The organism is Myroides albus (assembly GCF_024722315.1).
Lineage (GTDB): Bacteria > Bacteroidota > Bacteroidia > Flavobacteriales > Flavobacteriaceae > Flavobacterium > Flavobacterium album_A.
In genome coordinates this window covers 838,281-859,964 of record NZ_CP102754.1, presented here as the reverse complement: position 1 = coordinate 859,964, position 21,684 = coordinate 838,281, and the positions used below count along the sequence as shown (strand labels likewise).

The window sequence follows — 21,684 nt, the reverse complement described above, 5'->3', positions numbered from 1 at the left end:
TGTCTAATTGAAATTGTTGTCTTCTTGTATTTTGAAAATTTCAAATTCTTGATGTATGCTATTTAGTAAACTCTCAGTTCGTTCAACATGTGTATCAGAGATGAATATTTGTCCGAATGTGTCCAAGTTTACAAGTTCCAATATTTTGCGAACTCTGTTTTCGTCAAGTTTGTCAAATATATCATCAAATAACAAGATAGGAGCAATTCCCTTCTGTTTTTTGATAAAGTCAAATTGAGCGAGTTTAAGGGCAATTAGAAATGACTTTTGCTGTCCTTGCGAACCAAATTTTTTGATTGGATGTCCGCTGAGTTCAAAGAGCAAATCGTCTTTGTGTATACCAACTGAGGTATATTGTACTGCGCGATCTTTCGGCAAAAACTCTTTGAAAAGTTCAGACATTGTCTTGTCGTGCAATTGAGAATCGTATTTTAGATCAACGTCATCGTGATTGTCTGTAATGAGTTGATGGTATTTATTGAATATAGGTACAAACCCCTCTAAGAAAGACTTTCTCTTTTCGAAAATGGGTTGTGCAAGTAATTCTATCTGTTCGTTGTATATTTCTATTGTCGCTGGATCAAAGTAATTGTTTTGTGCAAAGTTTTTCAGTAGCGCATTTCTTTGAGAAATAAGTTTTTGATATTGAATCAATTGTTGGAGATAGCTATTGTCCATTTGAGAAATGACGCTGTCTATAAATTTTCTGCGGGTTTCGCTGCCTTCTATGATTAAATCAGCATCAGAAGGAGAGATAATTACTAAAGGGATCAGCCCAAAGTGATCAGAGAAGCGATCGTAGTTTTTACCATTTCGTTTTAGTATCTTTTTTTGTCCTTTTTTTAGACTGCATACAATGTGTTCATCCTTATCTTGTAGTGAAAAGGTTCCATCAATGACAAAAAAGTCAGTATTGTGCTTAATGTTCTGCAAGGCTACTGGGTTAAAGTAACTCTTTCCATAAGCCATATAGTATATTGCATCTAAGATATTGGTTTTACCAACACCGTTAAATCCGACAAAACAGTTTATTCTTTGATGAAAATCAAAGGATTTATCAGAAATATTTTTGAAGTTTAGGATGTTTATTCTTTTTAAATACACGCGGTTATCAGCAATTTTAACGTTTTATAACGGTCTTTATTAAAATTTGGTGCAAATTATCAAAAATATAGATAGAAAGCACTTTTATATTACAATAAAAATCCTATTTTTGCCTCTTATTAAACTATTGTATACATGGCAACTTATAATAAAAGAGGTTATAAAGCCCCAAAACCAAAAGACGAAGCGACAGATAGCGAATTTGACCAATATGGAAAAGCAGATGCTGGAAATAGTGCAACCGCTGAAGTATTTAATTCTTTAGATAAAAGTGCTAACCGTGTAGAAGGTTGGGTGGCTCGTAACTCGAAAGCTATTTTTGGTGTGGTAGGAGCTGTTGCTTTAATCACGTTAGGATACGTAGGATATGACAAGTTTGTTGTAGAGCCTAAGAATGATGAAGCAGCTGAGCAATTAACTCAAGCTCAAAGTTATTATGTAGAGGCGTTAAGTAATCCAGGTGAAAAAGATAAGAACTTTGATTTAACCTTAAATGGTGGAGAAGGAAAGCTTGGTGCTTTAGGAATTATTGAGAATCACAAGGGGACTGATGCTGCTAATTTAGCAGAGTATTATGCAGGTATTGCATATTTACAACAAGGGAAGTTTCAAGATGCAATTAATCATTTGAACAATTTTAAATCAAAAGATGCGTTGATCAATGCTTTAGCAATTGGAGCAATTGGAGATGCTTTTTCTGAATTAGGACAAAAAGAGGATGCATTAGACTACTATAAAAAAGCTGTAGCGGCAAGTAATAATGATTTAACTTCTCCGCGTTTTCTAAATAAAGCTGGAATTGTAGCTTTAGAATTAGGACAAAAAGAGGAAGCTTTAAAAATGTTTACTGAAATTAAAAACAATTATTTAGGATCACCTGAATCAATGATGGTTGATGCAATGATTGGGATGGCTCAATAATTAGAAAATGGCAACAGCAAATAAAAACCTTTCTGAATACGATAAATCTACTTTGCCAAATGGCAAAGATTTTAAAGTAGGTATCGTAGTCTCAGAGTGGAATGATACCGTGACAAATGGACTTTTTTCTGGTGCAGAATACGCATTGAAAGATTGTGGAGTACTGCCAGAAAATATTATCAGATGGAATGTTCCAGGAAGCTTTGAGCTTGTATATGGAGCAAAGAAAATGATAGAGTCTTTTGAAGATTTAGATGCTGTTATAGTGATTGGTTGTGTGATTAAAGGAGAGACAATGCATTTCGAGTTTGTATGCGAAGGTGTTACTCATGGAATCAAAGACCTAAACTTGATGGCTGAAATTCCAGTATTGTTTTGTGTTTTAACAGATAACAATATGGAGCAATCATTAGCACGTAGTGGTGGAGTACATGGAAACAAAGGTACAGAAGCCGCAGTAGCTGCATTAAAGATGATTGAATTAAATAGGAAGTATTAAGAATACAAATAGTATAAAGTTAAAAACCTGCAATTATAAATCTAATTGCAGGTTTTTTTATTTTAAATAATTAACTATTTCTAAAATAGCTTTCGGAGTTTAATTTATTAAATTTGTGTTTCGATTTTTTTTTTAAAATCACAACTAAACAAACTAAAAGAACCTAATAAAAGTAGATGTCAAATATAATTAGATTACTGCCAGACCACGTAGCTAACCAAATTGCAGCAGGGGAAGTCGTTCAGCGACCAGCTTCTGTTGTGAAAGAATTGGTTGAAAATTCGGTAGATGCGGGTGCGACAGAAATAAAATTAGTATTAAAGGAAGCTGGTAAGACACTTATACAGGTTATTGACAATGGAAAGGGAATGTCTGATACAGATGCTCGAATGGCATTTGAACGACATGCAACTTCTAAAATTTCATCTGCTGAAGATTTGTTTGCATTGAGAACAAAAGGCTTTAGAGGTGAGGCATTAGCTTCTATTGCGGCTATTGCTCATGTTGAGTTGAAAACAAGGGCAGTTGATGCAGAATTGGGAACTCATATTGTTATTGAAGGAACCAAACTTGTTTCGCAAGAGGTTGCGGTTACACCTGTAGGAACATCTTTTTCTGTAAAAAACTTATTTTTTAATATTCCAGCTCGTCGCAACTTTTTGAAGTCAACAAACGTTGAGTTTAGAAATATTGTAGATGAATTTGAGCGCATTGTCTTAGTGCACAGTGATATTCACTTTGTGCTAATTCACAACGGAAATGAAGTTTACAATCTGCCCCCTGCTAATTTGCGTCAGCGTATAGTTAGCGTTTTTGGTAGTAGAACGAATGAAAAGTTAGTCCCTATTAAAGAAGCTACTGAGATTGTTGAAATAAGTGGATTTGTTGGAAAACCTGAGTTTGCTAAGAAAAGTAGGGGAGAGCAGTTCTTTTTTGTCAATGATCGATTTGTAAAGAGTGGTTATCTTCACCACGCTGTATTAGCCGCTTATGAAGGATTGCTGAAAGAAGGTACACATCCTACTTATTTTATCTATTTAAAAGTTCCTACGGATTCTATAGATATTAATATTCATCCTACCAAAACGGAAGTTAAGTTTGATGACGAGCAAGCTTTATATAGTATTTTGAGATCTACTATCAAGCATAGCTTGGGACAGTTTAATGTCGCTCCTGTGTTGGATTTTCAAAGAGATTCTACTTTTGATACGCCTTATGACTATGAAGGAACAGAAGCTTCTACTCCAACGATAGAAGTGGATAGAAACTTTAATCCATTTTCGAGAAATGAGTATGGAGAATCAGATAAGTTTGAATATAATCCGTTTGAGAATCCATTTATGCAAGAGGAGTCTGATAGTGATTCAGGTGTTATCGAGTCAAAAATGACAGCATTGGAGGATGAAGAACAACAAGAGTACGTTGATTTAGATACAGGGGAAATTATTTTAGAGAGCAAGGAGTTTGCATCTGATACCATGACTTTCGGATCTAAGAGCAATGACGAGTTTTCACTACACGATGACTACAATAACCATATTGATTTCGAGAAAAGTACTACGGATACTGGTTATATTGCTTCAAAAGGTAATGATGTCAACTTTGCTAAATCTCGATCTACTGCAGGTACGAGAAAAGAAGATAACCGAAATGCAAAGGGAAGTGGTAAGGAATGGAATAGTTTTTACGAGGGGTTGTACTCTGAAGGAAAGGACTTAGATGTATCTAATTTACACTTTGAGACTGAAGTTGTTGAGTCTACTTTGTTCGATAAAAGCAAAGAAACAAGTTCTACTTCGCGTACGTTTCAAATCAATCGCAAGTATATTGTAAGTCCTATCAAATCGGGATTAGTAGTCATCGATCAAGGAAGAGCACATCAGCGAATATTATACGAGAAGTTTTTAAGTGATATCACAGATCACCGTGCGGCTACGCAGCAATTGCTATTTCCTTTGACGCTTTATTATACGCCTTATGAAGTTGCTATTTTGAAAGAATTACAAGATTTGTTGAAACAAACTGGTTTTGGATTTGAAGAAATGGGAAGTGACTTTGTAGTGATTTCTGGTTTACCAGTTAATGTAGCGGAAAGTGAAGCATCAATTGTCTTGGAAGACTTGATTACTGATTTTAATGAAGGTATTCCACAGACGAAATTTAGTCAAGGAGATCGCATAGCAAAATCTTTGGCACACAGTTTGGCTGTGAAAACAGGAACAACATTAACAGAAGAAGAACAAGAGAATATTGTGAATACATTGTTTGCTTGCAAAGAACCCGATGTTTCACCATTTAGAAAACCTACTTTTATTACTATGAAAGTAGAAGATATTGAAAAAAAATTTAGTTTATGATGAGAATTACAGATACAGTAAAGCACTTACTTATAATTAATATCATTTTTTTCGTTGCAGCGAACTTAGTGGTTCCAGCGATGAATCAAATATTGCCAATGTATTTTTTTGAAAGCTCTAAGTTTTACATTTGGCAACCTATTTCGCATATGTTTATGCACGGTAGTGTCATGCATATTTTCTTTAATATGTTTGCTTTATTTTCGTTTGGTACAACATTGGAGGCGATATGGGGAGGTAAGAAATTCTTGCTTTTTTATTTGTTATGTGGTTTAGGTGCTGCAGCTTTGCACACTGGTGTAAATTATTATACAGTTCAATCAGGTATCTCAGCTTTAGTTGATGCGGGACTTGATAGAAGTGAAATAGTCGGTTTACTGTATGAAGGAAAGGTTGGTATTAGCTGGGAGTCAGTATTAGGTAGGAATGAATTGATTAATCTTTTATCTGCTTATAATACGCCTGTTGTAGGAGCGTCAGGTGCCATTTATGGTTTGTTAGTTGCTTTTGCATTTATGTTTCCCAATGCTGAATTGATGATGATGTTCGTACCTGTGCCTGTGAAAGCGAAGTATTTTGTTCCAGGAATATTACTTTTAGACTTATACGGTGGTGTTGCAGGCGGATTTAGCCTTTTTGGAGGAGGAGGAGGAATAGCTCATTTTGCTCATATCGGAGGTGCTTTAATGGGATATTTGCTGATGATTTATTGGAGGAATACACAATTTAATAAGAATCGTTGGGATAGATAATGGCAAATGTGTTAGATGACTTAAAGAATAGTTATAAGAAGGGAGGAATAGCCCAGAAGTTAATCTTCTGGAATATTGGTGTTTCTCTTGTGTTTTTTGTATTTCAAGGTCTGTTTCCTGAAGTATATAACAAAGTATTTTATTGGTTTGTATTGACTGATGATGTCAAAGGCCTACTTTTTAAGCCTTGGACATTACTTACTTATTCTTTTATACATGCAGGAATTGTACATTTGATACTGAATATGATTTTATTGTATTTTGTAAATCAATTGTTCGCTACTTTTTTTAGTCAAAAACAATTTGTAACTACCTATTTATTAGGTGCTTTAGTCGGAGGACTGTTCTTCTGCTTATTTGGATTAATATTTGTACATGCTGGAAACGTCTTAGTTGGTGCTTCAGCAGCTATTATTGCTCCCTTGTTAGCTTTAGTTACATTTAATCCTCATATGGAGGTTAGATTATTGCTGATAGGGACAGTGAAAATTTGGTATATAGCGGCCTTTATTGTTCTAATAGATGTTTTGCAACTCATGGGTAGTAGTAATGTTGGAGGGCATTTGGCACATTTAGGTGGAGCTGGTATAGGTGCTGTATATGCAATTATGTTGAAAAGGGGTACAGATTTAAGTGCTATATTTGATAATGTGGTTAACCTTTTTCGAAAAAAACAAGGAACAAAGTTTAAAAAGGTTTACGTAAATAAGAACAAAGAGAAATCAGTTAAGAATGATACGAATGCCGATGTTCAACAAAAAATTGATGCTATCTTAGACAAGATTAGTAAATCGGGATATGAAAGCTTGACAAAAGAAGAAAAAAGCTTTTTATTCAAAGCAGGTAAAGAATAAGATATGAAAAACCTTTCGTGGTTTAATAAAGTTGTTTTTTGTATCAATGTAATAGTGGCAATTATTACATTGGTTGGTTATTTCTTGCCTTTTTTAGCTCCTAAGTTATTTCCTGTTCTAAGTGTATTTACGTTGTTTTTACCTGGCTTGTTAATTGTTAATCTCATCTTTGTTTTTTATTGGGGAATTCAGTTTAAGAAGCAAGTGTGGTTGGCAATTGTCATATTGCTTTTGGGAATTACATTCATTAATAAATTCTATAAGTTCTCTGGTAAAGCGACAGCTGGGGAAGGCGGCGACTTTACCTTAATGAGCTATAACGTTAGGCTTTTTAATTTGTTCAAGTGGATTGAATCAGATAGTATACCAGAGAATATTAAAGAGTTTATCGATCTACATGATCCAGATGTTTTGTGTTTACAAGAATTTTCAAAGAATACTTCTCTAAAATTTAATCAATATCCTTATCGCTATATCGTATCTCATGGAAATAAGATAAAGACTGGACAAGCCATATTCTCGAAATACAGAATTATAGATAAGGGGGAAATTCGCTTACCTAATAATTCGAATAACAATGTTGTCTTTGCTGATATCTTAGTAAAGAATGATACCGTTCGAGTATATAGTATTCACCTTCAGTCTTTCAGTATTAAACCTGATATACACGAGATGATGGATGAGAAAAGTTCTAAGCGCAATCTTGATCGTATGTCTAAGGCATTTGCAGAGCAGCAATTACAATCTGAATTAGTTCGATCACATATGAACGATGCTAATCATCCCAAGATTATCTGTGGTGATATGAATAACAGCGCTTATTCGTATGTATATAGAAATGTAAAAGGAGATCTGAAGGATGCTTTTATCGAGGCAGGACACGGTTTTGGGAAGACCTTTGATTTTGATTATTTCCCTATGCGAATAGATTATGTATTTGTGGATAATCGCATAGAAGTAAAAGAGTTTAAGACATATAGTGAATTTTATAATTCAGACCACTTTCCTTTGGTTACCAGATTGAAAGTTTCTGAGTAAAAAAATAAGGCGTTCACAAAGAACGCCTTATTTTTTTATTTGATCATATCTAAGATTCTTTCTAATGCCATACCCCTTGATCCTTTTATAAGCACTAAAGAGTTTTCGAAAAGTTGCTTCTCCTTAGCTGAGTATTCCTTGAAATTGTCAAAGTTCTCGAAAAAGAATAGAGAATCTGTAGCTGAGTTTTTACACTTGTAAAAGTTTTGCCCTATGAAATATGCTGTTACACCTTCATTGTGTAAATCTTCTACTATCTTATTGTGTTCTTTCAAACTATCTGAACCTAATTCAAACATATCACCTAAAATAAGAATTTTAGGTTGTTTTGAGTTTAGTTGCTTAAAGTTGTTTATAGCTACTTCCATACTACTTGGATTTGCATTATACGCATCTAAAAGAATTTGTGATGTTCCTATTGTAATCCATTGTGAACGGTTATTATTGGGGGTGTATTCTTCAATAGCCTGCTTAATATCTTCAGTAGGCACATTAAAGAACTGACCTATAGTAACTGCGGCTGCAATATTAGTAGTGTTATACAAACCTGTTAGATTTGAAGATATTGTCAATCCATTTATCTTAACACTCGCATTTGGTTGAGCATTGTATTCATCAAAATGTACATCAGCCTCTTGCTCTACAGCAAAAGTGTATCGACTAAAGGTTAATGTTTTTGCATCTTGTCTTGGGTCATCAAGATTTACAAAGGCAGTTTTGTGGTAATCTTGTAGGTAATCATATAGCTCGCTCTTGGCTTTAATCACTCCTTCGAAACCGCCAAAACCTTCTAAATGAGCCTTGCCAAAATTAGTAATATACCCAAAATCAGGATCGACTAATTCACAGAGGAAAGCTATTTCTTCTTTGTGATTAGCTCCCATTTCAACGATTCCTAAATCAGTTTCTTCTGTAAAGGATAATAAGGTTAATGGTACGCCAATGTGATTGTTGAGGTTGCCTTTTGTTGCTGTTACATTGTATTTTTTAGATAGAACTGTTGTTATTAGTTCTTTTGTTGTTGTTTTTCCATTGCTACCCGTTAGAGCAATAATAGGCAAGCCAATTTGACTTCTGTGGTATTTAGCCAATTGTTGCAAGGCCCCCAATGCATTTGGGACGTATAGCATTTTCTTTTCATCTGTGATAAGCTTCTTATTGTCCATTACCACAAATGCAGCACCTTTAGTAAGTGCTTCTTGAGCAAATTCATTTGCATCAAATTTCTCTCCTTTTAAGGCAAAGAATAAAGAGTTAGGATGTACGTTTCTCGTATCTGTAGAAATGCCATCGCATTGTAAAAAACACTGGTATAATTCTGCTATTTCCATAGGACAAAAGTAAAAAAAAAGCCCTAATTATTTAGGGCTTTTCTTATATCAATAAAACTTAATTTTTCGTTTTTCTTTTTGTTGATTTAGGTCCAACTTTAGTCATTACTAAACGGAAACCGATATAATCAGAAGCTTGATCTTCTGGGTAATATCTTCTCGTAGCTGGATCTAACCAATATGCTCTATCTTTCCATGAACCACCTTTAATTACACGTGATTTGGTGTCATATAAATTTGCAGCTTTATCCGCTTTTGGCAATTGGTCAACTTTATTGACAATTCCTGTGTATGGGTTTGTCTTTAGAGTTGAGTCATCAAATTCTTCTTGAGCTACTTGTCCTGGAAGATTTCTCACTCTTAATTTACCAGTTGAGAGGGTGTCAAATTTAACTGTTTGATCAGTCACTATGACAACTTTACCATCAGGTCCAATTTGGTTTTTGTAGTATACATTGCCCTTGAAGAAATTGAAGTCAGCCTCTTCTTGATCCAAGCGAGGATCGTATATATCGGCAACCCATTCGGCAACGTTACCAGCCATATCGTATAGTCCAAAGTCATTAGCAGGGAATGATTTAACTGGTGTTGTTATATCTCCATTATCTGTTGACCAACCCGCAATACCTCCGTAATCACCTCTACTTTGTTTGTAGTTAGCATATTTGGTATTTAAGACTTGTGGTTTGCCTCTTTTTCGTTTATTATTAGCTTTATCCCAAGGGTATTTGCCTTTGCCTTTATAGTTGTTGTATTCTCTGTTTCCAACTAATCCAATAGCTGCATATTCCCATTCAGCTTCGGTTGGAAGTCTATATTGAGCAGTAAATAAACCATAGTTTTGCGAAGCGTATAAGTTGCGTTCACCTTCAGCTGACTTATTGTTTTTACCTTTATAGACAATATCGCTATTTCCTCCATAAACAGATTCTGGATTTTGCAAATACGCTTCAGTACTAAAATGTGCATCTCCATAGGCCTCACTAACTTTGGCATCTTTTTTTAAGAAGCCAGCTTGTTCTAATTTTAATTCATTGACACGATCCGTTCTCCATTTCGCATAATCCGTTGCTTGTAGCCAAGTAACCCCAACGACAGGGTAGTTAGCATAAGCAGGGTGACGTAAATAAGACATGATAAGTGTTTCGTTAAAACCAGACGGGCTTCTCCAAACGGTCGTATCTGGAAGTGCGCTTTTATATATCTCTTGATAAATTTCGTTGTTCTGTGGGTAAACCGTACTCAACCAATATAAATACTCATTGTACATGATATTAGTTGTTTCTGTTTCATCCATGTAAAAAGATTGCACATACATTTGTTTTGGATTGTTGTTCCAATCCGCCATGATGTCATCTTGTACTCGTCCCATTGTAAATGTTCCCCCTTCTACGGGTACCATACCATTGGGAGTTTTTTGGACATACTTGGTATTGTATTGAAACCCACCTTTAGAATCATTTATTTTCCACCCAGTAGCTGTTGATACATTATTGTTGGAATTACCACAACTTGTTAAACTTGCTGCTAAAAGAAAGCTTGCAAATAATTGGAAATTTAAAAGTTTATTAATCTTCATCTTATTTATCATGGACATAAAATTCTACGCAATTTATTAATTAACGTTTAATTGGCAATGCTATATCTTTGATTAACTTAAATGTTTAAAGTTAAAAATGTTTGTTGTTATAACATATTAGCTATATAACGATAATAATTGTTATCTATTGTTTGTATAAAGGTAAAATATTTTTTAAGTACTCTTTAGCAATTTTACTGCAAATATATATGAAAAAAATCTTAATTAGTGCCTTATTGCACAATTGCTTTACATTTGTAAGACATATTAATATTTAAAGTAATGTGTTTGATTTTTTAATACTTTTGGGTAGAATCAATTTACATTTCTACAAGGATTTTATTTAAAGCTTCATTTCTCTGTAATCTCTATGTTTTGTTAGAAGGTAGACTTGGTAGAAAAAGTTGCGAATATGCGATTTAAAGTTTTTGAAAGATTTAGTTTTTTATAAATTAACAATTACTTGATTATTTTGTTGAAAAAACAAAGAAATTTATACTTATTGGATTTAAAGTTTATTATGTTGTGATAATTAAGTGAGTAATGATTTGTCTTTTGTTAATTAAAACTAAAAATATTAGTAAATGATTAAGAAATAAGAGATTTCTGAAAACAGTAATATTTGAAATCTTGTAAAAAAAATTATATTTGTACTGTTCATTATTAAAAAGTGTATGAAAAAAATATCATTTATATTGTTAGCTGGCTTAGTGAGTCAATATATGTTAGCTCAAGATATCCGACCAATCGTAGTCGGAGTTCCTTTTTTAACAATCAATAGCGATGCTCGATCAGCAGGTATGGGAGATATGGGGGTTGGAACTTCTGTTGATGCTTATTCTCAACAACACAACCCTGCAAAGTATGCTTTTGCAGAACAAAGTCAAGCCTTTTCTATGAGTTATACTCCTTATATGTCTAAAATTGCAAGTGGAATGTCACTTGGGCAATTAACATATTACAATAAGTATAATGAACGAAGTGCTGTAGGAGCGAGTTTGCGTTATTTTGGTATGGGAGATATTGAGATGCGTCAACAAATGGATGATATGCCAGTTAATCGTAAACCTAACGAATTTGCAATAGATGTTTCTTATTCTTTGAAGTTAAGTGACAATTTTTCGATGGCTGTTGCTGGTCGATTTATCAATTCAAATTTAAAATATCCTGATGAAGTTGGAGGTAATTCAAATGCGAGTACTTTCGCAGTTGATGTGTCTGGTTTCTACGAGTCTCGAGTGATGCAGTTTGCAAATTTTGATGGGCGTTGGAGAGCTGGTTTTAATATTCAAAATTTGGGACCAAAGATTGAGTACGATGATTTACCAAATGGTTCTTTTATTCCTGCAACATTAAAATTAGGTGGAGGGTTTGATTTTATCATCGACTCTTATAATACACTTACGCTTACTGGAGAGGTTAGTAAACTATTAGTTCCTACGCCTCCTCGTAATGCTTTTGACGAAGAAGCTAAACGAGATTATAATGAAATCGGATGGTTTAAGGGAGTTTTTAAATCATTTGGAGATGCACCAGATGGATTTAGTGAAGAAATGAAAGAAGTTATGTGGTCGATGGGAGCTGAGTATTGGTACGATAACCGCTTTGCTTTTCGAACTGGTTATTTCCACGAAAGTAAAGATAAAGGAGCTCGACAGTTTGCGACAGTAGGAGCAGGTTTTAAATACAATATGGTTACAGTAGATTTATCATATTTGTTTTCAACGTCATCAGTTAATAATCCTTTAGAGAATACACTGCGTTTTTCATTAACTTTTGATTTAGGTAGAAAAACTTATCCAAAAGGTTAAAAAAAATAGATATATTTGTATATACAATCCAAACAACAATAAGTTCATTGTGTTTGGATTTTTTTGTCTAATATAGTCAAGTATATTTTTATGAAAAAGGTTGAAATTGTAGCAACTTTTCTGGAGTATGATTCGAAAGAAGAGTTAAACGAGCAAGACAGAAATTTAATGGAGAAAGCCATTGAAATTAGAAAAACTGCGTACGCTCCGTATTCTAAGTTTAAAGTGGGAGCCGCTTTGCTTTTAGAAGATGGCACAATTGTACAAGGATCTAATCAAGAAAATGCTGCTTATCCTTCTGGTTTATGTGCAGAACGCACAGCTATTTTTTATGCAAATGCAATCCATCCAGGTAAGAGAATATTAAAATTAGCTATTTCTGCATCGTCTGATTTGAAAGTGACAGACCAACCTATTCCTCCTTGCGGTGCTTGTAGACAGAGTATTTTAGAATATGAAACTAAACAGAAAGAACCTATAGAAATGTTCTTTATGGGAGCAGAGGGAGTAGTGAGATATTCTCCTTCCCTCATTAATATTTTACCATTCCATTTCGATAAAGATTCGATGTAATGAAATTACTTATATGCTAATTAAATTAGTATATAAGTTTTTTTTTGCTAATTATTTAATATACTTTAAGCTCTAATCTTTTGTATTAGGGCTGTATCTTCTATATCTGAAAAAAAATGCCATTGCTTTTTTTACATTATACAGAATTAATTATTACATTTGACTTACTAAATAGCTTATGCTTTAAAGAAGGTTATTTAGGGCCCCTAAAAAGACATTAACAAGTGGGCTTTTCGAATTTTAAAAATGGATACATACCCCCAGATCATCACAATGTTAGCTAGCGCTGGCATTGTGGACAATGAGATTTCTGTAAGTAAATTGTTACTTACGCTTTTTTTAGTTTTATTAAACGGTTTTTTCGTAGCAGCAGAGTTTGCTATTGTGAAAGTTCGTACTTCTCAAATTGAAGTTCATCAAGAGTTAAATTCTAAAGTCGCAGGTATTGCAAAAGGCATTGTTGGGAATTTAGATGCCTATTTAGCTGCTACTCAGTTAGGAATTACTCTTGCTTCTTTAGGATTAGGGTGGGTAGGAGAAAGTTCTTTAACTCCTGTCATTTTAAAAGTATTTGAATTAGTTGGAATGACTGGACCAGAGTATGCAACTTTGGCTAAAAGTATTTCCTTCCCTTTAGCATTTGCTATTATTACTATCCTTCATATTGTTTTTGGAGAGTTAGCGCCTAAATCTATGGCTATTCACTTTCCGACAAAAACAACTTTTACTGTTGCTTTGCCTCTGCGTATTTTCTATTTTGTTTTTAGACCTGTTATTTGGTTAATGAATGGTTTAGCTAATGGTATCCTTAGATTGTTTGGAATTACACCTATTCATGGATCTGATATTCACACAGAGGAGGAACTAAAAATGATTATTACAGAAAGTCAAGAAGGAGGAGCTATTGAGGAAACAGAGAGAGTACTTATTCAAAATGTGTTTGACTTTGACGATAGGAGAGTAAACAATATTCAAACTTTAAGAAAGAATGTTTCAGCTATTGATATAGAGACTTCTGTAAAAGATGCTATTGAATACGCCATTAATGAAGGTTATTCAAGATACCCTGTATTTGACGATTCGCTAGATAATATTAAGGGGGTTATTTACACGAAGGATTTAATGAAAGCGATGATGACAGATCCTGGTAAAGCTGATATTGCAACTTTACTTCGTGAACCAATCTATATTTCCGAAAATGCATTGATTAAAAATGTGCTTAAACAATTCCAAGCAAAGCATCTTCAGATGGCTATTGCTACCAATGAGGTAGGAGAGTTCACTGGGATTGTTACAATGGAAGATATCTTGGAAGAATTAGTTGGTGAAATCCAAGATGAATACGATAATGAGGAACCTGTAGTAGAAACAACAGGTGAGGGTATATACTTAGTACAAGCCCATTACAATATCTCCGATATTAACAGATTGCTTCCTTATAAATTTGAGGAGAGTGAACATTATGATACTTTAGCGGGGTTATTAGGTGAGGTCTATCCTGACCAAGAGTTCCAAGTTAACGATACAATTGATTTAGAAGATTATCAAGGTGTCATTTTGAAAATGTACAGAAACTCAGTAGAAAAAATTCAATTGAGTTTAAAGAGTCACGACACAGACAAATCTGATTCTTAATTGAGGTCAATAATATAATTTAAAAGAGCATTAGGTTGAATTACTTAATGCTCTTTTTGTATAAATAATGCTCTTAATTATAGCAACTTATTCTTGATTGTTGTGATATATTAAAGGTACTTCTATCTTTGTTATAACAAGTAAATAGATTAGAGATGAGATATAAAGCAGAATATGAAACTCCCGATGCTAATGATTATATAAATTTGAGAGTGGTGTGTGGGTTGTCTTCAAAAACTTTGATGGCTGCAACTATTGGGTTGGCAAACTCACTGTGTAGTGTTGTTATCCTCGATACAGAAGATAATGATAAAGTGATCGGGATGGGACGACTGGTAGGAGATGGCGGTTGTCATTGTCAAGTTGTTGATATTTGCGTTCATCCTACACATCAAGGCAAGGGGTTAGGAAAGGTGATTATGCACCAATTAGATGTGTTTATCAAAAGTAACCTTCCTGATTCTTGTTACGTTAACCTTATTGCGGATGGAGAAGCTTACAAGCTATATACGCAGTATGACTTTAAAGAAGTCTGGCCAGCGTCCAGAGGAATGGGATATGTTAAAAGGAGTAAAGAGTGAATTTCGTTTTCTAATCCCAGTATTATAAAAACAAAAAAGAGGAAATACTTCCTCTTTTTCTTATTGTTTCTTTAATGTAAATGTTGTTAGCACTGCTATTACTGAGAATAATACAAGTACGATGGCTAATGTTGGAAGAATACTACTGATATATAATCCTGTACCAATTAGCAAATAATAGAGTAGACCAAATAACGCACCAGCAGTTCCAATAGACGTTTTATAGTTAGCTAAGGCTTGGCTTAAAATATTTGGTATTGCAATTCCAAATGAAGCAACTATGAGTAGCATTGGCAATAAGAAGAACATTGTATTCTGTATACTAAAGAGTATTCCTGCATTTGCTATAGCTATAATAGAGGCGTATTTCATCATTTGTAGGGATGTATATCCTTTTTCAATTGCCTTTTTGTTTATGTAGCTTCCTATAAATGAACCCATAGCTAAGACTATACCGCTATATCCGTATATTGTTGAATCATAGCCTGCCTTTTCAAAAATAAAGGGAGCAAATGAATAGTAGCTAAATAGTAAAACATTATATGACATTACTAATAAGGCATATTTCCATATTGTTGCATCACTATACAATCTCTTTGCTACTTCCAATGTGTTTTTTAGCGTTGCTTTATCTGTGTTTTGTTTTGTTTCAGGTAAGCTTACAAAAGCTTTGCTAACTAATAGTATCGAAAGTATTGCTAATAGGGAGAATACTCCCATATAGCCAAAGTGTTTCGAGGTTAACCCTCCTATGAGTAGTCCAATTACAGGGCTAACTGATAAAGCAACTCCCATAATTGAAAAAACTTTAGCTAAATCTTTTCCTGTGTAACAATCTCTCATCATGGTCTGGGTAACTACTGACCCCACCGCAATTCCAAAAGCGGCTAAGAATCTGGCCATTAGAATAACCTCAAAGTTTGGAGCTATTAATGCGATAATAGAGGCTGTAAAATAAGTGAGCAATCCATATATCATCGCTTTTCTTCTTCCTAAATAATCACTTTGAATTCCCCAGAATATTACTCCAATCGCAAATGCTATGAAATAAAGACTTATAGTTAGTAAGGTTGTAGTTTCTGTTATATTAAACGATTCCGCAAGACTCGGCAACGCAGGGCTATAGATTGTTTCAACGAATTGCGGAAACATCATAAGTACAATCATGAAGCCAATGCTTAATTTAGTTTTCATTGTTTATAAATTTTCTGCAAATATCCTTTAAAGAATGACTAACTTTATAACATAAGAAATACAAGAAATAATAATAATCGGACAATGGCTTACTTAGAACCTACTGATTACTTTAAAGCAGAAGATATAGATTTACCAGTTGTTGGTATTGCATCGAATCTCGTTTTGCACGATAGTGGTTATCACCATCATGACCACCACTATCAGATACTCTATGCTCCGAGTGGGTGTATGACTTTAACAACAGATGATAGACAGGTTATCTTGCCACCTTCGAGATTGATGTTCATTCCCCCAACAGTAAAACACAGGGTTACCTTTAGAAATGTCGTAGATTATCGTTCAATTTACATTCGAAGTGAGTACTTTAATAAGCTTGACTCAGGACTAAAGGTTATAGCCGTGAATCCACTCTTGCGGGAGCTTATTGAACGTATATGTTTTTGGAAATTTACTTCCTATGATCAGCGCCAAGAGAATTTGTTGTCGGTATTTTGGGATGAACTTGAACTTGCAAAAAGCGAGGACTTTACTTTGAAAATCCCTGAAGATTATCGCCTTAAATCACAAATAGAAAAGTATGTCCTACACAAGGAACTTCCCCCTTTTTTGAGTGTATTAGCCAATAGTGTTGGTGCAAGTGAAAAAACAATTTCCCGTATATTCAAAAAGGAAACAGGGATGAATTACCAAGATTGGAGATTACAGTGGAGGCTATTTCGATCAATTGAATTGTTAGCGGAGAGAAAGAGCATTAGCGAAGTAGCTTTTGCTTTGCAGTTTTCTTCTGATAGTGCTTTTATAGATTTTTTTAAAAAGCATACAGGGAAAACGCCTTTGAAGTATATGACTGAAATTTAAAAGACTATTGATTATGGAAGATTTTAAAACGCTGTTATGTCGAATTAGAGAATGTAAAATCTGCGAGGACGAATTGCCTTTAGGTGCTAATCCTATTGTCCTGTCTGCTGTAGATTCAAAAATAATTATTATCGGACAAGCACCTGGTTTGAAAGTTCACAATTCAGGGATACCTTTTAAGGATAAAAGTGGTGAACAATTGAGAAAATGGTTAGGCGTAACGGAAGACGAGTTTTATAATACTTCTAATTTCTCAATCATACCTATGGGATTTTGTTATCCTGGTAAGGGAAAAAATGGGGATTTACCTCCAAAGAAAGTATGTGCTCCTACTTGGCACCCTCTTCTTTTAACCGAATTAAAGTCAACTAAATTGATTTTGTTAGTAGGGCAATATGCGCAAAACTACTACCTGAATAGCTCTCGCAATTTAACTGAGAACGTGTATCATTTTCACGATTATTTACCAACGTATTTTCCATTGCCTCATCCTTCTCCAAGAAATAATATTTGGAAGGCAAAGAACAAATGGTTTGAAGATGAAGTAGTTCCTGTACTTCGTCACCAAGTGGATATAATTTTAGGTAAAAGCGAAGGTAATTAAGCTTAATTGCTAAACTGAAGCTTATTTCTCAAAAGCATATAGAGTAAGCTAATGACTATAATACCAGCACTCAAATACATAATAATTGGAATATTGCTAATGATATCTTTATAGTACCAACCAGCAGCAAATGCACCTCCACCAACACCTATCTCTAAGGCGATATACATAGTTGAAACTGCTCTACCACGCTGATCTGGTTTACTAAAGTCAATAGTCCAAGCATTTAAAGCTGGAGATAATATACCTAATGAAATACCATAAATAAATGCCCCAGTGTATAAACCTGTAACATTCTCAAGGAAACCTATACAGATCAAGGATACTATAAGCAGTACTAAGCCAATATTAATAATCAAGACTCTGCCGTACTTGTCAGACACTTTACCTGCAACAAATCGCACTAACAAAGATGAGAGTGTGAAAATCATAAAGAAGATACCCTTATTCTGAAGGCCCAAATGCTCTGTCCAATCGGGAATTAAGGTAAGTATTACTCCATAGGCTATATAGGAAAGACAAGTCACTAAAGCAGCAGGGAAGACAGCCATATCAAAGATATCTTGTTTTGACATTTTTAAAAGTGAAAAGGAAAACTTCTCTTTTTTAGGCAAGGTTTCTTTCATATTTAAAAGAATCAAAATCGACAACAAAGCAAATAATGCAGAGCTATAAAAGAGAAAGTCAATGGAAGTATATAATTTGATTGTGCTTCCGATTGCTGGACCAATTGCCATACCTGTACTAAAAGAAATTCCGTGTAATCCCAAAGCTTCACCCCATCGTTCTCTTGGGACTATATCCGCTACATAAGCTGCAGTTGCAGTAGGTTTAAAACCAGTCGAAAAACCATGTAGTAACCTTAAAAATAAGAAACCAGATACAGTTGTTAGAATAGGGTATAACATACTACATATAAAACAAACGATAGAACCAATAGCCATGATGGGTACTCTACCTATTTTATCTGTCAGTTTACCACTAAAAGGCCTTGATATACCAGCCGTAATGGTGAATAATCCAATAATTAAGCCTTTGTATTCCGCTCCTCCTAAATTAGAAAGATATTCAGGTAATTCAGGAATAAGCATGTTGAAACTTGCTGAAAACAAGAGTGAACTTAAGCAAACAAGAATAAAATGTCTATTGTATATAGGGTGTTGTTCTTTAGTAGTCATAATCTTTTTGTACAGAGGTGCAAAGGTATGTTTTTGTCTTGCTTGTACAAAATGCATGAAACAAAATAAGAGACTCTAATTTAGAGTCTCTTACTGTTTTGAGAAATATAATAAGAAAATTACTTTTCCTTGTGGTAAATAGCGTCTGCTGTGTCAAATTTCTCTAACATTTCAGCAGGTGCCTTTTTGCCGTAATTAGAGGTTAAATAAATAGCGATTGAACTAAAAATAAAACCTGGTATAATTTCGTATAAAGTGTTTCCAAATAAAATAGGCCATAAGATAACCGTAACTGCTCCAACTAATACACCAGCAAAAGCTCCCATACCAGTAGTTTTTCGCCAAAATAAGGTAAATAGTATAGCTGGACCAAAGGCAGCTCCAAAGCCAGCCCAAGCATGTGATACTAATGCTAATATTTTGCTATCAGGATCGTAGGCAATAAAAATGGCAATTAAAGCAATTAATAAAACAGCAAATCTTCCTGTCCATACAAGTTCTTTTTGACTTGCACTTCTTCTGAAATAAGCTTTGTAGAAGTCTTGAGTTAGCGTACTTGAAGACATAAGTAGTTGAGCACTTAGCGTACTCATCACAGCTGCTAAGATTGCCGATAATAGAATACCAACTACCCATGGACTAAATAGTTGTTTGATTAACTCTATAAAAATCATTTCGTTATCTTTAGTAACTACAGCAGCTATATCAGTATGTTTGTAGTAATAACTAATACCAAGGTAACCAATTGTTACTGCTCCACCTAAGCACAGAATCATCCAAGACATTCCTATGCGTCTTGCATTCTTCATTGTTTTTACGCTATCTGCTGCCATGAATCGCGCTAAGATGTGTGGTTGTCCAAAGTATCCTAACCCCCAAGCTGCGGCACTAATGATAGCGATGAAACTAACATTATGAGTCAAACTCGAATAAGATATATTCGTTGCAATTGCTGCTTCTGCCGTATATGCAGTGATAGCATCCCAACCTCCCATGTACATTATAATCATTACTGGAGTTAGAATCAAAGCGAACAGCATTAAACTAGCTTGAATCGTATCACTCCAACTAACTGCTAAGAAACCACCGATGAAAGTATAAGCTATCGTTGCTAATGCCCCAAGGTATAAAGCATTAAGGTATTCCATGTGGAATAGTGTTTCGAAGAGTCTTGCTCCAGCTACCATACCTGAAGCACAGTATATAGTAAAGAAAATTAATATCGTTATAGCTGATACTGTTTTTACCAATCTTCCATCCTTGCCAAAACGATTGTTAAAGAAATCTGGAAGAGTTAAGGCATTATTATTAATCTCTGTATGTATACGCAATCTTCCCGCTACTAATTTCCAGTTGTAATAAGCTCCGATAATCAAGCCGATAGCTATCCAACTCTGTGATAAACCTTTTGCGAATATCGCTCCTGGTAATCCATCAGTAACCAGCCTGACATGTCTGATGCTCCTGCGGATAAAGCGGTTACAAGAGGACCAAAGCTTCGGCCTCCTAATATATAGTCTGAAAAGTCTTTTGTGCGTAAATAGGCAATTACACCTATACCCAATACTAAGACGAGATAGATTGTGAAGGTAATAATTGTTGGATCTAATGTTTCAAGCATTTTGTAGTTTTTTTAAATTATTTAATTGGTTAAAAATATCTAAAAAAATATCTAAACTCACAAGATTTGCAATGATGAAAATCTCGGTTTTATGTGATTAATTTTAATGTTTATATGTAAATATTTGATTTTTAATCACATTGTGCACTAACTTTACAATGTTAAAATTCTACTTATGTTAATGTTAGAAGCTTTTTTTACTGAATCTTCGAGGGAGTCGTATAAGTGTAAAGTAATTGTTTTAAAAGAAGGGATGATTGCCAATCGCATTGGTTTGATTAAAAAGGGTGGCTTGCGCATGTTTTTAGACAAAGACGGTGAGGAGGTTACTTTTCAATTTATGTTTGAAGGAAGTTTAATATCTTCTTTTGAGAGTTTTTGGACAGGAGAACCAAGTGCGTATAGTGTCGAAACAATCGAAGAAACAGAAATATATTGGATTGAGAAAGAGGTTTTTGAAAGTATTTTATCTGATAATCAATCGCTCAAAATTGCATTTCAAGACTACATTATCAATCGAATGCTTGCTTACCAGCGACTTTTTCTTTCGCGTATAAAGTATTCGCCAGAAGAGCGCTATAAGCAACTTCAAACCTTATCTCCAGAGTTATTACAGCGAGTTCCTCAGCATTATATTGCTTCTTACCTTGGAATCACAGCAGTGTCTTTGAGTCGAATAAGAAATAGAAGGTAAGTTATTTCTTAACAATTGTTATCGTCAGTATAATGTGTTTGTGCTTTACTTTGCTTGTATAATATTAAAAGATATAATTATGACAAAGAAGCAATTAATTGAACAAAACTTTAAAGACATTCTTGATAATCCTGTTTTTGATGAGCAGATTATAGGGAGGTATTTTGATAGGGATTACGTGCAATATGTTGATGGAAAAAAACTCGATTATGAAATGTTTTGTCAACACATGAAAGCTCTAAAAAATAAAACGAAGTCTCTTGAAGTAAAAATAATCTCATGCGTAGAGCAGGGGGATGAGGCGTTTACAAATCATTTGGTATCTGTCGTAGATGCCAATGGCAATGTGAGTACGATTAAGGTGATTGCTTATTTTAAGTTTAGAAATGAAAAGGTTATTCTGTGTGATGAACTTACTTTTCATTTAGAGGGAGATATAGCAAGTAAGGATCTGGGGTCTGTAATAGAGTAGAAAGCTATTTTACTTTGCTAATGCA

21 protein-coding genes are annotated in these 21,684 nt (G+C 34.3%); 14 read left to right on the top strand and 7 right to left on the bottom strand.

The features are described from left to right. Positions 1-3 precede the first annotated feature (3 nt). The gene (recF, locus tag NWE55_RS03995) at positions 4-1,104 is read right to left on the bottom strand and encodes a DNA replication/repair protein RecF (RefSeq protein WP_258204621.1); all 1,101 of its coding nucleotides are present in this window, start codon (positions 1,102-1,104) and stop codon (positions 4-6) included. Positions 1,105-1,239: 135 nt separating this feature from the next. Between recF and NWE55_RS03990 the strand changes: the two genes are divergently transcribed. From NWE55_RS03990 to NWE55_RS03965, 6 genes are all read left to right on the top strand, one after another. After that, positions 1,240-2,025: a tetratricopeptide repeat protein gene (locus NWE55_RS03990; RefSeq protein ID WP_155093035.1), complete on the top strand. Its 786-nt coding sequence runs from the start codon at positions 1,240-1,242 to the stop codon at positions 2,023-2,025. A 7-nt stretch (positions 2,026-2,032) separates the two neighbouring features. Next, positions 2,033-2,524 (top strand): 6,7-dimethyl-8-ribityllumazine synthase, encoded by a 492-nt coding sequence (gene ribH, locus NWE55_RS03985; RefSeq protein WP_155093034.1) that lies wholly within the window; start codon positions 2,033-2,035, stop codon positions 2,522-2,524. Between the two features lie 176 nt (positions 2,525-2,700). Beyond that, on the top strand, positions 2,701-4,881 hold the full coding sequence (mutL, locus tag NWE55_RS03980; RefSeq protein WP_155093033.1) for a DNA mismatch repair endonuclease MutL: 2,181 nt from the start codon (positions 2,701-2,703) through the stop codon (positions 4,879-4,881). Beyond that, positions 4,881-5,633, top strand: a complete 753-nt coding sequence (locus NWE55_RS03975) for a rhomboid family intramembrane serine protease (protein ID WP_155093042.1) — start codon at positions 4,881-4,883, stop codon at positions 5,631-5,633. The genes mutL and NWE55_RS03975 overlap by 1 nt, the downstream gene beginning before the upstream one ends. Then, entirely contained in the window at positions 5,633-6,487 is an 855-nt protein-coding gene (locus tag NWE55_RS03970; RefSeq protein ID WP_155093032.1) for a rhomboid family intramembrane serine protease, read from the top strand. The genes NWE55_RS03975 and NWE55_RS03970 overlap by 1 nt, the downstream gene beginning before the upstream one ends. Positions 6,488-6,490: 3 nt before the next feature. Further along, on the top strand, positions 6,491-7,525 hold the full coding sequence (locus tag NWE55_RS03965) for an endonuclease/exonuclease/phosphatase family protein (protein ID WP_155093031.1): 1,035 nt from the start codon (positions 6,491-6,493) through the stop codon (positions 7,523-7,525). Between the two features lie 35 nt (positions 7,526-7,560). Here NWE55_RS03965 and NWE55_RS03960 read toward each other — a convergent pair whose 3' ends face one another. Continuing rightward, a complete protein-coding gene (locus NWE55_RS03960) occupies positions 7,561-8,856 on the bottom strand; it encodes a UDP-N-acetylmuramoyl-tripeptide--D-alanyl-D-alanine ligase (RefSeq protein WP_155093030.1) in 1,296 nt (431 codons plus the stop codon). Between the two features lie 58 nt (positions 8,857-8,914). After that, positions 8,915-10,435, bottom strand: coding sequence for a gliding motility lipoprotein GldJ (gene gldJ / locus NWE55_RS03955; RefSeq protein ID WP_155093029.1), 1,521 nt, complete (start codon positions 10,433-10,435; stop codon positions 8,915-8,917). A gap of 674 nt (positions 10,436-11,109) precedes the next feature. Here gldJ and porV point away from each other — a divergent pair. The 4 genes from porV to NWE55_RS03935 all read left to right on the top strand — a co-directional run bounded on the left by porV (position 11,110) and on the right by NWE55_RS03935 (position 15,035). After that, on the top strand, positions 11,110-12,246 hold the full coding sequence (gene porV, locus NWE55_RS03950; protein ID WP_258204620.1) for a type IX secretion system outer membrane channel protein PorV: 1,137 nt from the start codon (positions 11,110-11,112) through the stop codon (positions 12,244-12,246). A 90-nt stretch (positions 12,247-12,336) separates the two neighbouring features. Next, complete coding sequence (locus tag NWE55_RS03945; protein WP_155093027.1) at positions 12,337-12,819, top strand: cytidine deaminase; 483 nt, start codon at positions 12,337-12,339, stop codon at positions 12,817-12,819. A 246-nt stretch (positions 12,820-13,065) separates the two neighbouring features. Further along, positions 13,066-14,454: a hemolysin family protein gene (locus tag NWE55_RS03940; RefSeq protein ID WP_155093026.1), complete on the top strand. Its 1,389-nt coding sequence runs from the start codon at positions 13,066-13,068 to the stop codon at positions 14,452-14,454. Between the two features lie 155 nt (positions 14,455-14,609). Beyond that, on the top strand, positions 14,610-15,035 hold the full coding sequence (locus NWE55_RS03935) for a GNAT family N-acetyltransferase (RefSeq protein ID WP_155093025.1): 426 nt from the start codon (positions 14,610-14,612) through the stop codon (positions 15,033-15,035). A 60-nt stretch (positions 15,036-15,095) separates the two neighbouring features. Here NWE55_RS03935 and NWE55_RS03930 read toward each other — a convergent pair whose 3' ends face one another. Next, positions 15,096-16,229: a Bcr/CflA family efflux MFS transporter gene (locus tag NWE55_RS03930; RefSeq protein WP_258204619.1), complete on the bottom strand. Its 1,134-nt coding sequence runs from the start codon at positions 16,227-16,229 to the stop codon at positions 15,096-15,098. Positions 16,230-16,313: 84 nt separating this feature from the next. Between NWE55_RS03930 and NWE55_RS03925 the strand changes: the two genes are divergently transcribed. Continuing rightward, positions 16,314-17,090, top strand: a complete 777-nt coding sequence (locus NWE55_RS03925; RefSeq protein WP_155093412.1) for an AraC family transcriptional regulator — start codon at positions 16,314-16,316, stop codon at positions 17,088-17,090. Between the two features lie 13 nt (positions 17,091-17,103). Then, positions 17,104-17,694, top strand: coding sequence for a uracil-DNA glycosylase family protein (locus NWE55_RS03920; RefSeq protein ID WP_155093411.1), 591 nt, complete (start codon positions 17,104-17,106; stop codon positions 17,692-17,694). A 2-nt stretch (positions 17,695-17,696) separates the two neighbouring features. Here the strand turns inward: NWE55_RS03920 and NWE55_RS03915 are convergent, their stop codons facing one another. The 3 genes from NWE55_RS03915 to NWE55_RS03905 form a co-directional block, all read right to left on the bottom strand. Next, a complete protein-coding gene (locus tag NWE55_RS03915; RefSeq protein ID WP_155093410.1) occupies positions 17,697-18,872 on the bottom strand; it encodes an MFS transporter in 1,176 nt (391 codons plus the stop codon). Between the two features lie 119 nt (positions 18,873-18,991). Then, complete coding sequence (gene putP / locus NWE55_RS03910) at positions 18,992-20,248, bottom strand: sodium/proline symporter PutP (RefSeq protein WP_258204618.1); 1,257 nt, start codon at positions 20,246-20,248, stop codon at positions 18,992-18,994. 8 nt (positions 20,249-20,256) lie between these two features. Continuing rightward, the gene (locus tag NWE55_RS03905; RefSeq protein ID WP_258204617.1) at positions 20,257-20,493 is read right to left on the bottom strand and encodes a hypothetical protein; all 237 of its coding nucleotides are present in this window, start codon (positions 20,491-20,493) and stop codon (positions 20,257-20,259) included. 175 nt (positions 20,494-20,668) lie between these two features. Between NWE55_RS03905 and NWE55_RS03900 the strand changes: the two genes are divergently transcribed. Then, a complete protein-coding gene (locus tag NWE55_RS03900; RefSeq protein ID WP_155093408.1) occupies positions 20,669-21,187 on the top strand; it encodes a Crp/Fnr family transcriptional regulator in 519 nt (172 codons plus the stop codon). 79 nt (positions 21,188-21,266) lie between these two features. After that, on the top strand, positions 21,267-21,659 hold the full coding sequence (locus tag NWE55_RS03895) for a nuclear transport factor 2 family protein (RefSeq protein WP_155093407.1): 393 nt from the start codon (positions 21,267-21,269) through the stop codon (positions 21,657-21,659). Positions 21,660-21,684 lie beyond the last annotated feature (25 nt).

What these genes read in the sequence shown, in the direction of transcription:
- NWE55_RS03990 (WP_155093035.1), top strand. Translation starts at nt 1,240, where the DNA reads ATGGCAACTTATAATAAAAGAGGTTATAAAGCCCCAAAACCAAAAGAC.
- ribH (WP_155093034.1), top strand. Translation starts at nt 2,033, where the DNA reads ATGGCAACAGCAAATAAAAACCTTTCTGAATACGATAAATCTACTTTG.
- mutL (WP_155093033.1), top strand. Translation starts at nt 2,701, where the DNA reads ATGTCAAATATAATTAGATTACTGCCAGACCACGTAGCTAACCAAATT.
- NWE55_RS03975 (WP_155093042.1), top strand. Translation starts at nt 4,881, where the DNA reads ATGAGAATTACAGATACAGTAAAGCACTTACTTATAATTAATATCATT.
- NWE55_RS03970 (WP_155093032.1), top strand. Translation starts at nt 5,633, where the DNA reads ATGGCAAATGTGTTAGATGACTTAAAGAATAGTTATAAGAAGGGAGGA.
- NWE55_RS03965 (WP_155093031.1), top strand. Translation starts at nt 6,491, where the DNA reads ATGAAAAACCTTTCGTGGTTTAATAAAGTTGTTTTTTGTATCAATGTA.
- NWE55_RS03960 (WP_155093030.1), bottom strand. Translation starts at nt 8,856, where the DNA reads ATGGAAATAGCAGAATTATACCAGTGTTTTTTACAATGCGATGGCATT.
- gldJ (WP_155093029.1), bottom strand. Translation starts at nt 10,435, where the DNA reads ATGAAGATTAATAAACTTTTAAATTTCCAATTATTTGCAAGCTTTCTT.
- porV (WP_258204620.1), top strand. Translation starts at nt 11,110, where the DNA reads ATGAAAAAAATATCATTTATATTGTTAGCTGGCTTAGTGAGTCAATAT.
- NWE55_RS03945 (WP_155093027.1), top strand. Translation starts at nt 12,337, where the DNA reads ATGAAAAAGGTTGAAATTGTAGCAACTTTTCTGGAGTATGATTCGAAA.
- NWE55_RS03940 (WP_155093026.1), top strand. Translation starts at nt 13,066, where the DNA reads ATGGATACATACCCCCAGATCATCACAATGTTAGCTAGCGCTGGCATT.
- NWE55_RS03935 (WP_155093025.1), top strand. Translation starts at nt 14,610, where the DNA reads ATGAGATATAAAGCAGAATATGAAACTCCCGATGCTAATGATTATATA.
- NWE55_RS03930 (WP_258204619.1), bottom strand. Translation starts at nt 16,229, where the DNA reads ATGAAAACTAAATTAAGCATTGGCTTCATGATTGTACTTATGATGTTT.
- NWE55_RS03925 (WP_155093412.1), top strand. Translation starts at nt 16,314, where the DNA reads ATGGCTTACTTAGAACCTACTGATTACTTTAAAGCAGAAGATATAGAT.
- NWE55_RS03920 (WP_155093411.1), top strand. Translation starts at nt 17,104, where the DNA reads ATGGAAGATTTTAAAACGCTGTTATGTCGAATTAGAGAATGTAAAATC.
- NWE55_RS03915 (WP_155093410.1), bottom strand. Translation starts at nt 18,872, where the DNA reads ATGACTACTAAAGAACAACACCCTATATACAATAGACATTTTATTCTT.
- NWE55_RS03905 (WP_258204617.1), bottom strand. Translation starts at nt 20,493, where the DNA reads ATGCTTGAAACATTAGATCCAACAATTATTACCTTCACAATCTATCTC.
- NWE55_RS03900 (WP_155093408.1), top strand. Translation starts at nt 20,669, where the DNA reads ATGTTAATGTTAGAAGCTTTTTTTACTGAATCTTCGAGGGAGTCGTAT.
- NWE55_RS03895 (WP_155093407.1), top strand. Translation starts at nt 21,267, where the DNA reads ATGACAAAGAAGCAATTAATTGAACAAAACTTTAAAGACATTCTTGAT.